Consider the following 12,931-nt stretch of genomic DNA (forward strand, 5'->3'; position numbering starts at 1 on the left):
CCGGACATATGGGTGCAAACGACACGGTCACACCGCTATTTTCCCCTTGCAAGACAGAGCCGTCCACATATGGGTTCTTCCGCACTTTTCGTGATGATGTTTTTGATTATGCGGGCTTGAGGACACGGGCCCTGAGAAGTTCAAAGCCCGCTCTTCCGAACATGGTGCGTTTGATCATTTTCAGTCGGCTGATCTGTCCTTCAACCGGGCTGGTTGTCCATGGTGTGACGAGAGACGCTTTAATGGCAGCCGCATCCCGTTCAAGCGCGGGAATTAGACGTGACAGCAGCGTCGTCTTTCCTTCTTTGAGCAAAGCCTTCAGATCGCCTTCCGTGCCTGTGTCTCCCTTTTTACAGAGCAGGGCCTGCATTTTCCTGAGCCAGCAGAGTGTGACGGCAAGGTGCGGTTCGGCTTCCAGAAGGGCAGGAACCAGCAGTCCCTCCTGTCCGGCAGATAACGGATCATCTGCAAGGAGAAGCCGCGCAAGTCTGCGTCCCAAAGGTGGAGCGACATGCGCGGAAGAAACGGGTTTCGCGGAACATCCCTGTCGCGTTACCACCCATTTCCAGACGGTGCCATATTGTCCTGCAAAGCCCTGCTCCAGGAGTTCCCGCCATAGCTGACGACTATTGCGACATCCTTCGGACCATCTCTTTTCCAGGTGGGCTGTGTAAGGCACGAGTATGCTGCGTGGCGGAACCGTCCTTTTCCATGGTGGTGCATGGCCCTGCTGAAACCAGCGCCGCACGGTTTTTCTCTCTACCCCGATCGTTGTGGCGATAGCCTGAATGCTGTGTCCCGCTGCTTTCAGGGCAAGAGCTTCCTTGAAAAGAATGTCACGTCGTTCTCCAGAGGCTGACCTGACGACCGCCTGCGCCTCTTCTGGATGCGTTCTGATTGTTTCAGATATTTTGCTTACTATCGTTGATATGTTCAGCTGTCGTGTCAGGGTCCTGACAGTCGTCGTAAAACGGTCCAGAATGCTGACAAAAGCGTCTGACAGGTTCTTCAGCAGATGCCAGCGGTCTGTCACCTGAAGAGCGGATGGTGCGCCTCTGCGGCATCCGTCTGCATAAGCACCGGCACGGTCTCTGGCAATGATTTCAATACCGGGGTGAACCTGCAGCCATCGGGCAAGGGTATCAGCGTCCCGATCTGGCAGGAGGTCAATGACATCATTTTTCTCAAGATCGACCACAATCGTTCCATAGTGATGTCCCCGCCGCCATGCCCAGTCATCCACCCCCACCACACGTGTACGGGCCGTGCCTTTTGTGGTGTTCTGCGCACGTGAGAGAAGACGGCGGACAAGAGTATCGGCGCTGATGGGGCAACACAGGCGCACGGTCATTCGCGCACCAGCGGAACCGCCCAGGGTATGGGCGATATAATAATGAAGATCGGTAAGACGTGTGGTCTGTCTGCCATGACGCACGGTTATCCCCTCAAGGGGCATGACAAACGTCCGACGTGGACAAAGCATCGTCTGGCAGAAAAAGCGCGGCACAGAAACGATCAGCGTGGCTGGACGGCCCTGCCATGGAAGATCCGCAAGTTTTCTCTGATAGAAACTGTGAATGCGTTGTGTCGGGCACTGACAGTCCGGACACACTGCACTCCGCTTTCGCAGACCGACTTCGATCTCCACTCTGTTGTCCAGTGCAACAACACGACGAACGACGAGGGAACGGGGAAGATCAAGAGACCGAAGGCGTGACACTGGGGAATATCCATGAAAGGGAACGACTTTCTGGATTTCCCAGTTCCGGAACCTCAGTACAAGATACCCATCACGAAAAGTGCGGAAGAACCCATATGTGGACGGCTCTGTCTTGCAAGGGGAAAATAGCGGTGTGACCGTGTCGTTTGCACCCATATGTCCGGCCTGTTTTTGCAGTGTTCAGACTGCTGACCAAGATGGTTTCTGCGATGGAAGTTCCATTCAGTTCTGCGGTTTTTGAAAACCACGGGCTCTTGCGGAGTGTCTTCCATTCAGATCGAACGATCTCCCCATCTCCTCTTTGCAGGACTGCGGTATCGGCTCACACGATCACGTTCTTTTTCCGTGCATCGTGTTGGCCAATCTCGTCAGCAGGCGGCTGCCGCTGCCAGCGCAACAGCATCCATCGGTTTGCGATATGTTTCGCCGCTGGTCATCAGCTTCCATGCAATGCGTGCCATCCTGTTGGCCAGAGCCACAGCAGCGGGTTTCGGCTTCTTTCTGCTCAGAAGACTGAGAAGCCACGGCGTGGCGAGACGGCTCTGTCCGTTCTGCCTGACATGCCGGAGCACGGTGGTCGCGCCAACCACCAGCGTGCTTCTCAGGCGGCTGTCTCCAGCCCTGGTGATCCCGCCATGCCTGACCTTGCCACCTGAGGAATGATCACGAGGAGTGAGGCCTATCCACGCCGCGAAATCCCGCCCTGAGCGGAACAGGTGCGGATCCGGCGCCTTCATGAGCAGAAGAGCAGCAGCCAGAGGACCGATGCCCGGAATTCCGGACAGCCTGCGGCTCACCTCCTGACTTCGATGCCATGTGGCCAGCTTTTTATCGAGATCCCTGATCTGTTCCATCAGACCTTCATACTCTTCTGCCATCTGCGCAAACAGATCACGTGCTAGAGGTGGCAGCGTTTCTTCAGACGCAATCTGCTGAAGGAACGGGGCCACACGGGAGAGACCCACAGGGGCGGTCACTCCAAATTCTGCGGCATAGCCCCGAATGGAATTGGCCAGCTGGGTCCGCCTGCCAATGAGCCGCTCCCGCATGCCGACAAGCATGAGGGCTGCCTGCTGCCCAACGGTTTTGACAGGTACAAAACGCATGGTCGGCCGGCTCATCGCCTCACAGAGGGCCTCGGCATCTGCCGCATCATTCTTGCTGCGTCTGACGTAGGGTTTGACAAGCTGTGGCGCCATCAGCCGCACCTCGTGGCCAAGTGCACCAAGGGTTCTGGCCCAGTGATGGGACGCTCCACAGGCTTCAATGCCAATTACTGTGGGCGGAAGGTTCGCGAAAAACCGGATCATCTGATGTCGGCTCAGTTTCCGGCTCAGAACAACCCGCTCATCGGCATCCACGCCATGAAGCTGGAACACTTTTTTCGACGTATCCATGCCGATACGGATCAACTGGGACATGATGGTTTCCTCCACTGGACACTCAGCTCTTCAGTATCCTCTCAGGACCGCTGCGAGCCGTCCACACCATCAGTTCTCAGTGAAAATCAACAACCAGCACTCTTCAGAGCCTCTCGCTGTAAGGACAGCGGTGCAGGAAAGCGAAGCTTCCCCGCTTGTGGGCTTGCCCGGCACAACGCTGGTGCTGGGGGGCGCGCGCTCCGGCAAAAGCCGTTACGCTGAGGCGCTGATAACGGCCCTGCCGCTTCCATGGGTTTATCTGGCCACAGGGCGTGCGTTTGATGCGGAAATGCAGGAGCGTATTGCCCACCATCGTGCCAGTCGGCCGGAGGGGTGGTGTACGGAAGAAGAACCTTTTGCCGTAGCCGATGTTCTACGCGCTCATGCCAGCCGCCCGGTGCTGCTGGACTGCCTGACCCTGTGGCTGACCAACCTGTTGCTGGCAGAGCGGAATATTCCAGAGGCCACGCAGGCGCTTCTTGCCGCTCTGGAGGAACGTCGCGCACCGACTGTGCTGGTAGGGAACGAGGTCGGTCTGGGGATCGTGCCGGAACACAAACTCGCCAGACAATTTCGGGATGAAGCAGGCCTCCTCCACCAGCGTCTGGCAGCACAGGTGGGGCAGGTCCTGTTTATTGCGGCAGGGTTGCCGCTGGTCTTAAAGGCACCACCGGCGGGCTAGACCGGCGGCGTATTCTGTCAGATCTGGTCAACCGCCATGCGGCCAATGGCTGGGTCATCCGTAAAGAACCCGTCCAGACCCATATCCAGATACCGGCGGATTTCTGCAACAGACCCCGCCACATTGCGGGCCGTAGCCCCGTCCGCATTGCGTAACTGGCGCGGCAGAAAATAGTTTTCCGGGCGGCAGGTATAAGCATGCACCAGAAGGCCTGCCGCATGAGCATCATCCACCAGAGAAGACGGCGTAAGCCATGCCCCCTGTGCATCACGCGGGATCAGGTCTGTCAGAGATGGCCCGATGACATCTGCATAACGCCGCACGTCTTTTAGGCCTGCCGGGGTCATCAAGTCACCAAAGGTGGTTTTTTGTCCTTTGGCCGCGAGGTCCGGCGGGATATTCGTCCGTTCACCCATCAGCAGTATCAGCCGTGCTTGTGTGTTGATAGCGCGGACATCCGCACCAATGCGCTGGAGGTTCCCGGTCTCAAAAGACTGCACTTCCAGCGGTGCTGTGCGGGTGTAATCGTGCGCGGCAATAGTGTGCAGGAACAGAGCTTCCGGGTCAAACCCCAGCGCATGGAAATGCGTGGAATGTTTGATTTCAGGAATAAGCCCTAAAACCCGCCCCCGTGCGGCAGATTCCGCTGCCACAAAATCAATCATTTCCTCAAAGGTGGGAATGTCAAAATGCCCATCATAGCGCGTATTGTGTACGCGCAGGGTGGCTAGGCGTTCCTTGGCCCGCAGGGTTTTGAGTTCTGCAAGGGTAAAGTCAGTCGTAAACCAGCCGGTTACCGTTCTGCCATCAATGGTCGCGGTGCGCTTGCGGCTGGCAAATTCTGGCCGCTGGGCTACGTCCGTTGTCTCGGCAATGTTGGTTTCATGGCGGCAGACCATCACACCATCTTTGGTCAGCACCAAATCTGGCTCGACAAAATCTGCTCCATCAGCAATGGCTTTTGCGTAGGATGCCAGAGTATGTTCCGGCCGCTGGGCGGATGCCCCCCGGTGTGCAAACACCAGAGGGCGCGGGGCGATGGAGGGTGCCGCACCCGCCCGCCGCACACCGCCGCATAACGCTGCGGCGCAGGAGGCAAGCAGAACGGAACGGCGAGAAAAACGCTGCATCAGAACAACCTTAGAACGTGGTGCTCAGCGTCAGGAAATACATCCGTGGCGCAATGGGGAATGCCGTATACTGGCTGGAGGCGTTGTTGGTGTTCAGCGTAGACCAACCTTTTTCATTTGTCAGGTTGGTAATGTTCCCTTGCACACGTAGAGATCGGATGTGCGGAATACCAGTAAAGTCATACCCAGCATTCAGGCTGAAGAGCGCATAAGCACTGGCATGGAGATCATTGGTGAAGGTCGTGTAGCGTTTACCCACCACATCCCCAACAAACTGCGCGTCAAAATTGCCCCAGCGTGTGGAGGCCACGAATTTTTCCGTCCAGTTCGGCACACCGGCCACATTTTTGCCTGCGGTGTGTACCGCAGTCGTGCCGTTCATGTAGTTATCGTTGTAAATCGATTTGTTGTAGGACAGCGCGTTGTAGAACGAGAAGTGCGGCCCAAACTGCGCGGTGAAGGAGAAGTCCATCCCGTCTGTGGAGACAGAGCCCACGTTGGTCAGTGTCGTGGCACTACCCACAATGGAAGAGAGCGTCTGCGTTGTTGCAACAGCCAGCAGACGGTTTGAGAAATGCACGTGGTAATATTCAAGCTGGCCGCTAATGTTGGTCAGTGGGCCAGCATTCAGGCGGCGGTTGGTGCGGAAGCCCGTTTCATAGGTCCATGATGTTTCCGGCTTGCCATGCTTGCGGAATTCATCAAACGCCTGCTGGCTGGTCACACCCCATGGGGTAGCGTTACCATAGCCTGCGGCTTCAAATGAGCGCATATTTTCCTGAATATTGGCAAACCACTGTTCATGTTTTGTAATATTCCACAGCGCACCAAACGCTGGCAGGAACGGCTTGGCGGTCGCAATGGTGCCACCGGGGACCGTAATAGCGGTTTTAGGAGAGAGAGAGCCCGGTAGGCCGGCTACAGGCAGCGTACCGTTGGTATAAACCAGTTCGGACTTAAACCCGGCATTCAGCGTAAAGTTTTTACTGACCTGCCATGTGTCCTGCAGATGCGTTGTCCAAGTGTTGGTATAAAAATTGTTGGTGTACTGGTCAATTAACGCGTTCTGTTGACGATCATATGGAGTTGTGGGGTTGCTTGCGTCAAACGGATACCAGCGACGTGCCTGCGTGTTGTTGTTGCGCTCGTACCAGCCACCAAGCTCAATGGTGTGATGCCCAATATGATAATGCAGGTTGGTCATAATCCCGCCACGATTATCCCAATATTCCGTGGTGCGGGTCGCGATCCCAGAGCCACCGAAGACGTTGGAGAGCTGGGCAGAACTCTGGCTGGGGAAGTAGGAGGAAAACAGAGCAGGCAGGCCTGCTGCAGTAATAGGGCCAGCGACAACGCCTTCACCCAGATCATGATGGTAATAGATCTGTGTGTCCCATTTCAGATTTTTAGTGAAATCATGAGACCATTTGGCATACATCAAAAAGTCTTCACGCTGGGCTGCAGAATAATAATTCCGGTAGTTCAGGCCAGCATTTTTGTAAGCTGAAGAGTTGTTGTAGTAATTTATAGCTTCAGACAGGTTGGGATACATGAACGGGCGAACATAGAGGGAGCCGCCATTCGGCATGACAATGCCGTCTTCGTTCGGTTCAACCTTCTGCGCCCAGTCAAAAAACACGCTGACTTTGTTTTTCTCGTCTTCATGCACAAACTTGGCGTTGACTTGATTACCCCCCTGATGGCCAGCAAAATCCCACGCCCGCGCATCCTGACGGCCCCATGAGACATAGGCAGAGTTACCGTGGCCCAAATCCCCGGTATCAACCCGGGCAAAAGTGCGGAAGGTGGACCAGCTACCAAAGGTCTGATTGAGCTGACCTCCTGCATGGTGTAACGGGTCTTGCGTGGTGAACTGCAACGTGCCGCCCAGGTTACTGGTGGACGCAGTACCCAACGCACCCGCGCCTGTCGCCACGGAAGCCGAGCCGATATTTTCACTGATTGCAGCCCGCTGGGGGCTCAGGCCGTTAAAGTTGCCGTAATCCTGGGCACCCAGTGGTACGCCGTCCAGTGTGTAGCCAAGCTGGTTTTGTGCAAAACCATGAATGAACAGAGAGGAGTTCTGTTCGTTATTTCCCCATGGGTCAGCGTTGTTAAACACAACACCCGGCAGAATTTCCAACGCTTTGAGCGGGTTGATCCCCGGCAGAATGCGTTGCATTTCCGCATGACCTACCGTCTGTTCAGATCGGCTGTGGCGGGCAGTTGCAATAATCTGTTCTGATTCCTTGGCATGTGCCGGGCCGGATGTTTTCACTGTCCGCCTCGTAGCGCCACGCGTTCCATTTGCAGGAATAATTTTGACAGAAGCTGGCTTTACTTCTCTATGGTTTTTAGAAACCGGCGCAGCATATCCGGTTGAAAAGGCCAGAGGGGAGCAGAAGAGCCACAGGGCGGCCCGACGAGACACAGGGAAAAGGCGCATGGAGATAAAACAATCCTAAAAAAGTCGGTGGGTCCCAGCACGGTCTCTTAGGAGACAGTGCCTGAAATTGGTGTGACAGTTTTGTTGCAAATTTTCTAAAATCTATTTTATGAAATAAAAGGTGCAAGGTAGAGCGGCTTGGCCTTATTTTCAGGAGTTAAAAGATCACATCATCTCATGAACAAATTTTAATTTTCTTTATGAAAGCTCAATTAGGGTCTGTTAGCACTTGATCCAGTCTGCAGCAGCAGCGATGTGTATGACGGCAAGGAATGACGCCGCTGTTTTTTCGTATCTGGTTGCGACAGCGCGCCACTCCTTGAGGCGAGCCCAGAGGTTTTCCACGAGATGCCGGCACCGATAGGCCCATTTGGGGCAGGCAACAGGTGCATCGCGTCGTTTCGCGGGAATGGCCGGTCGGGCTCCCATGTCCCAGATACGCTCACGGAAGGCATCCGACGCGTAGCCCTTGTCTGCAACGACCCACAGGGGAACGGCGGGAAGGCTGTCAAGCATGGCTGGCGCCTGTGGCAGTTCATGAGCCTGTCCTGGGGCTAGGTGTTTAGTCCCGGGATTTGATGGGTTGGATTAATGATGAATCTTTCTGGCTCTGAAGTCCAGATTTTGCAGACGTATTCGTAAGGGGTAAGGCCACTGAGGGTCTTGAGTCTTCGCCCGAAATTATAGGCTGCCATGAAGTCGCTGAGGTGTGTCCTCAACTGCTCATGACTGTCGTAATGGAAGCGTTTGACAGTTGCTTCCTTGATTGTCCGGTTCATCCGTTCAACCTGACCGTTCGTCCAGGGATGGTTGGGTTTTGTCAGACGGTGTTCGATCCCGTGGGCTTCGCAGATCATGTCGAAGCGCATTGGACGCGACCACGCCGTATTGCGATTGCGGGGCTGGTCAGCGAACTGGATGCCGTTATCGGTCAGAATGGTATGGATCCGGTAAGGAATGATGCTCAGGAGATATTCGAGGAATTCCCAGGCGGTCTTCCGATCGGCTTTCTCAACCAGTTGTGTGACAGCGAACTTGCTGGTCCGATCGATGGCGACGAAGAGATACAGCTTGCCTTCAGCAGTTTGGACCTCGGCAATATCGATGTGAAAAAAGCCGATGGGATAGCGTTTGAAACGTTGTCGTCTGGGCTTGTCTCCCTCGATATCCGGAAGCCGGGATATCCCGTGGCGCTGCAGGCAACGATGCAGGGCCGAGCGTGTCAGATGGGGAATGCTGGCCTGCAGGGCATAAAGGCAGTCATCCAGCGGCAGCAACGTATGCCGGCGAAACGCCACGATCATCGCTTCGTCCGTCTCGGACAGAACCGTGGATCGCGGCTCTTTGGGACCTGTCTTCTGATCCTCAACCGTTTGACGCTTCCGCCACTTTGCAACTGTTTTCGGGTTAACCCCGAACTCCTTGCTCAGCGTCGCGAGCGAAGCCTGCGATCGCTGTATTGCTGCTCGCACGGCGTGCGTGGTCGTGGCGCTGCCATGACGTATCTGTCCCATAAGGCTTCCTTCCACTCGCGTGAAAATAATACCCCATCAAACAACGGGACTAAACAGCCCGCTGATGCCGGCCCCAGGAATAGGATCGTTGATAGCCAGGTATGCGGAAGAGTCGGCCTTCAAGAAGTTTGAATACGGTAACGTGGATCGGATTGAGCTGCATCTAACGAATTTGGCAGCATTGATGCGGCCTGTCTATTCCGATGGAAAGCCCGGTGTGCGAGGCTGAGGTGATCGGCTTTAGGACGCCGTCGCGATCTGCTGGACGGTGATATCTGGTCGGCTGCCGTCATGAACGTGAGCACTGCGAATGGCTACTTTAGGCTATCGCTTCCCGATACCGGACATTCCGCTCCCCCCCCATAGTGTTGAAAAACTCATGGTGAAGAGTGAAAGTGTTGCCAAGCTACTTCGACATAAGTGCAGCTTTCTTGCCTCAGGTGGATAAGGCAGGCGCTCCGGGAGGTATCAGTTTCGCCATTTTGCGGAGATTTTGGGCAGCTGCGGCGAGATGGAACTCATCACGGGCACCGTTTGGTCCTCTGAGCCTCAACCGATCGATCTTCAAAATGCGCTTGAGGTGAGCAAACAGCATTTCGACCTTCTTTCGTTCTCGTCTGGAGATAATATAGGCGTCGGTTAAAGCAATGTCGCGGGCCATATCACGAGCGCCTTCATGAATAGAGCGCAGAACCTTACGATTGGGCTGATTGGGGCAGCATTTTGGTTTGAGAGTGCATACGTCGCACGCCAGTTTCGACGAACGGTATCGAAGTAGGTTGTCGGGAGAGGCATTTGGTTGATCCGAGTTGATCTTGCGCCACTGCTGCTTCAGTTCCTGTCCTCCAGGACAGATGTAAAGATCGTGCACGTGGTCATATGTGAAATCTCGACGTTCGAAAGTCCCGTCCTGCCGGGCAGATTTGTCGAAGACCGGAATGTGAGGTTCGATGCCACGCTCATGAACCAGCCACGCAAGATTTTCAGCGGATCCATAAGCTGTATCCGCAGCAAGCCTTTCGGGCCATATTCCAAATGTTTCCTGCGTACGCTCTATCATTCTGCGTTGCGCCGTAACCTCGGCCTGCCGGATGGCTGTCGTGGTTTCTACATCCATGATGACAGCCGATTTAAGGTCGATGAGGTAATTTGTGCAGTAGGCATAATAAGCAAGGCCACCGCTTGCAGCGTTCCAACGTGCCGCAGGATCGACCGGAGAGATATATTTTGGTTGTACGGGCGTAGCAGACCCAAATGCAGCATCGTCCAGCACCGAGAAATACTCCCGCACAGCACGATGGGCTGCCTCGATTGGCAGCTTGTCTGGGCTCGGAACACTGCGCTGCCGATTAGCGTCGGCCTTGATCGTGCTGGCATCGACCGCAAAGCCTTCACCGCCCACCAGTCCCTTGGCGATGCACTGCCGGACGGTCATTTCGAACATTTGGCGAAGCAGATCACTCTCCCGGAAGCGTCCGTGCCGGTTTTTCGAGAATGTCGAATGATCAGGCACAGGGCCGTTGAGACCAAGGCCACAGAACCACCGGTAGGCCAGGTTAAGATGGACTTCTTCACATAGCCGTCGCTCGGACCGAATACCCATCACGTAGCCAACGATTAACATCCTGATGATCAGCTCGGGATCAATTGAAGGCCGCCCCGTGCCGCTGTAAAATGGGCGAAGATGCTCACGCAGGCCGTCCAGATCGACAAAGCGATCAATTGAACGCAAAAGGTGGCCAGCTGGCACATGATCTTCAAGACGGAACTCGTAGAACAGTGCCTCCTGTATTTTCGTTCGATCACCCATCATTTGCAGGTTCCTCCTGCGAAGAGTGAATCAGTGCTTCACTCTCAAAGCAAGCGCGACTTTTTCAACACTATCCCCCCATTACGGCCTTTCCTGAGCGATTATTTCAGAAGGAGACGCAGCGCTTGATGTAAGCATTTTTGGCTCAGAAAATTGGGGTATCATTCTCAGCCAGTTTCCATCCATCGCTGGTGGTTTCAAATTTGTGGGTTATCATTAAAGGAGAAAGTGATTCGTGGGTGTCACGGATCTGGCCATGTCAGAGGGTCATCATGTCACGAAATGCACAACGCTTGCCTCAACCGGATCGTCTGGAACAGACATCAGGCTCACAACGTATCTCCGCCTACGTAAGGCGGGGATTGATGCGCTATCAGGAGGCAGCGGATTACCTCGGGATCGCTAAAGGAACGCTGGCCAACTGGGTCTCGCTGCGGGTTGGCCCACGGTCCATCAAGATCGGCAGCATGCGGCTGTTTCGCCAGGAAGATCTTGATCGCTTTATTGAAGAAAAGCTTTTTGAAACCGAACGCTTTGAAAAACGTCGTCGCCGTCAGCGCGGACGGGGTGCACTGGTGTTGACCTGCCCGTATCCTGATCTGTTTCTCTTCTCCGTGATGGCTCTGGCGTTGGCAGTCTTCCTCTTCACCAGCGTCGTAAGCTTTCAGTAAAAACGCGGTCTGGCTGTTTCTGGTCATCCTGACTGGCAGCTACCGTGTCTTGTCTGCAATATCTCCGGGCACGGGCTGGTAGTAGCGATTTAATGATTTTAAGTCGCGATGACCCGTGACCCGGGTCAGTTCAATCGGGTTCAGATAGCGGGCCAGACGCGATGTCGCCTCATGACGCAAGTCATGAAAGGTCAGGTCCTGAATTCCGGCCTGCCGGGTCATGCGACCGAACAGGACAGAAAAGATTTTTCTCTCTCCGACCGAAAAGACAATGTCTTTTCGGTCAGGCACCTTTTCCATGGTGGCCCGCTTTTCCATGAGGACGCGTTGTGCGCCCTTGGTCATGGGGCGGATCTCGGGACCAAGTTCTTCTCTATGCCGGTCGCTCTTCACGCGGGCGAGGGAAATGGTCTGTCTACGAAAATCAATATCCTGCCAGCGCAGACTGAGGGATTCCCCCAGCCGGCAGCCTTGCTCGATTGACCACCTGATGAGCCACACCACATCAGGGTAATGCTTGAAAACTCCATCGGGCTGAGAGGCGGCCCGCAGAAGTTCGTCTTCTTCGCCATCCTTTAATCTCCGGTTTCTCTTGCGATCTGCTCCTTCGGGTCGTTTGGTCCGTTTGGCGGAAGCATGATTGAGGATGGTCGTGTCCCATTCCGAGTTGGCGTATTCGATGATGGCCGCAATCATGTTCAGGCGTTTGACGACGGTCCCCTTGGCCAGTCCCGCTGCCAGCATGGCGTCACGAAAGTCCCGGACATCCCCATTGGTCCATTTGTCGATTTTCAATGAGGCAATGTTGGACCCAAGAAGGGCCGGAAGATGGCCCATACGATCAGCATCGCGTTCTGTCATGCGCTCCCGGCCGAAGCGCTCAAAGAGTTCGCCAAAAGTAATCTGGTTTCTCTTGCGTGCGGGTGGCTCAAGCTGGCCCACATGCGCCTTGGCGCTTACGTCCTGGAGCCAGCGGCGGGCAAGACTGGCTGACGCGAAGGTTTCGCGGTGACGTTTGCCGTTCACCATCCTGCGGGCCTGATACTGGCCGGGGCCACGATACCAGACGCCCTTGGGCAACGGTTTCCCTGTTACAGGGTCTTTGAGGGTCTCTTTTGGTGATTTGGTCATCGTTATTCGATCCTCTCCCAGTTTGGCTCGGGATTGGCTCAAAAATCAACGATTTTCAGATTAACCTGCTGCAAGTCTTTGAAAAACTTGGTGTCCCGTACGGGATTCGAACCCGTGTTGCCGCCGTGAAAGGGCGATAAGTAGTGGCTAACTGACTGGGTCATCCCATTTAACTTGTTGATAGCAGGATATTTAATATCATTGACTGTCACTAGATACAACTGGATATCACATCAGGGTGGGCCCAAGCTGGGCCCAGGAAGTTACCGCTCTTTTGGGGTATCTAACGACATCTCTGTGAGTTGGCGCTACCTCATTTGAGGGTGTGAGAGAGGCCCATCGCTTACCACCACATACATATTCTAATAGGCATGCCGACTGTTTTACGCTATAATGTGACCAGTTT

Annotated in this window: 9 protein-coding genes, 1 tRNA gene and 1 pseudogene; 2 read left to right on the forward strand and 9 right to left on the reverse strand. The window is 54.9% G+C overall.

Annotation, left to right across the window (positions count from 1 at the left end):
• Positions 1-106 precede the first annotated feature (106 nt).
• Positions 107-1,720 carry an ISL3 family transposase gene (locus ASN_RS11955; RefSeq protein ID WP_082666820.1) on the reverse strand — a complete coding sequence of 538 codons (1,614 nt, stop codon included), beginning with the start codon at positions 1,718-1,720 and terminating at the stop codon, positions 107-109.
• Between the two features lie 368 nt (positions 1,721-2,088).
• On the reverse strand, positions 2,089-3,141 hold the full coding sequence (locus ASN_RS11960) for an IS110 family RNA-guided transposase (protein ID WP_058988301.1): 1,053 nt from the start codon (positions 3,139-3,141) through the stop codon (positions 2,089-2,091).
• A 130-nt stretch (positions 3,142-3,271) separates the two neighbouring features.
• Between ASN_RS11960 and cobU the strand changes: the two genes are divergently transcribed.
• Positions 3,272-3,823, forward strand: a complete 552-nt coding sequence (gene cobU / locus ASN_RS11965) for a bifunctional adenosylcobinamide kinase/adenosylcobinamide-phosphate guanylyltransferase (protein WP_231948196.1) — start codon at positions 3,272-3,274, stop codon at positions 3,821-3,823.
• Positions 3,824-3,840: 17 nt separating this feature from the next.
• On the opposite strand, the gene ASN_RS11970 is transcribed toward cobU, so the two are convergent.
• From ASN_RS11970 to ASN_RS11990, 5 genes and pseudogenes are all read right to left on the reverse strand, one after another.
• Positions 3,841-4,953, reverse strand: a complete 1,113-nt coding sequence (locus ASN_RS11970; RefSeq protein ID WP_058988303.1) for a glycerophosphodiester phosphodiesterase — start codon at positions 4,951-4,953, stop codon at positions 3,841-3,843.
• A 10-nt stretch (positions 4,954-4,963) separates the two neighbouring features.
• Positions 4,964-7,399, reverse strand: coding sequence for a TonB-dependent receptor (locus ASN_RS11975; protein WP_058988304.1), 2,436 nt, complete (start codon positions 7,397-7,399; stop codon positions 4,964-4,966).
• 222 nt (positions 7,400-7,621) lie between these two features.
• Positions 7,622-7,957: pseudogene (locus ASN_RS11980) on the reverse strand (transposase); the annotation flags it as partial.
• Entirely contained in the window at positions 7,954-8,913 is a 960-nt protein-coding gene (locus ASN_RS11985; protein ID WP_058988306.1) for an IS481 family transposase, read from the reverse strand. The pseudogene ASN_RS11980 and the gene ASN_RS11985, both read right to left, overlap by 4 nt.
• Before the next feature lie 436 nt (positions 8,914-9,349).
• Positions 9,350-10,726, reverse strand: coding sequence for an IS1182-like element ISGdi16 family transposase (locus ASN_RS11990; protein ID WP_058988307.1), 1,377 nt, complete (start codon positions 10,724-10,726; stop codon positions 9,350-9,352).
• Positions 10,727-10,995: 269 nt separating this feature from the next.
• On the opposite strand from ASN_RS11990, the gene ASN_RS11995 reads away from it, so the two are divergent.
• A complete protein-coding gene (locus ASN_RS11995; RefSeq protein ID WP_231948197.1) occupies positions 10,996-11,394 on the forward strand; it encodes a helix-turn-helix domain-containing protein in 399 nt (132 codons plus the stop codon).
• Between the two features lie 39 nt (positions 11,395-11,433).
• On the opposite strand, the gene ASN_RS12000 is transcribed toward ASN_RS11995, so the two are convergent.
• Both ASN_RS12000 and ASN_RS19710 read right to left on the reverse strand, forming a co-directional pair.
• Positions 11,434-12,525, reverse strand: a complete 1,092-nt coding sequence (locus ASN_RS12000) for a site-specific integrase (RefSeq protein WP_058988308.1) — start codon at positions 12,523-12,525, stop codon at positions 11,434-11,436.
• A gap of 88 nt (positions 12,526-12,613) precedes the next feature.
• A tRNA-OTHER gene (locus ASN_RS19710) sits at positions 12,614-12,698 on the reverse strand.
• Positions 12,699-12,931: the final 233 nt, after the last annotated feature.

The sequence above is a fragment of the Acetobacter senegalensis genome, from assembly GCF_001499615.1.
GTDB classification, from domain to species: domain Bacteria; phylum Pseudomonadota; class Alphaproteobacteria; order Acetobacterales; family Acetobacteraceae; genus Acetobacter; species Acetobacter senegalensis.

Coding starts and splice junctions, on each gene's coding strand:
- ASN_RS11960 (WP_058988301.1), bottom strand. CDS start 3,141: ATGTCCCAGTTGATCCGTATCGGCATGGATACGTCGAAAAAAGTGTTC.
- ASN_RS11970 (WP_058988303.1), bottom strand. CDS start 4,953: ATGCAGCGTTTTTCTCGCCGTTCCGTTCTGCTTGCCTCCTGCGCCGCA.
- ASN_RS11975 (WP_058988304.1), bottom strand. CDS start 7,399: ATGCGCCTTTTCCCTGTGTCTCGTCGGGCCGCCCTGTGGCTCTTCTGC.
- ASN_RS11985 (WP_058988306.1), bottom strand. CDS start 8,913: ATGGGACAGATACGTCATGGCAGCGCCACGACCACGCACGCCGTGCGA.
- ASN_RS11990 (WP_058988307.1), bottom strand. CDS start 10,726: ATGATGGGTGATCGAACGAAAATACAGGAGGCACTGTTCTACGAGTTC.
- ASN_RS11995 (WP_231948197.1), top strand. CDS start 10,996: ATGTCACGAAATGCACAACGCTTGCCTCAACCGGATCGTCTGGAACAG.
- ASN_RS12000 (WP_058988308.1), bottom strand. CDS start 12,525: ATGACCAAATCACCAAAAGAGACCCTCAAAGACCCTGTAACAGGGAAA.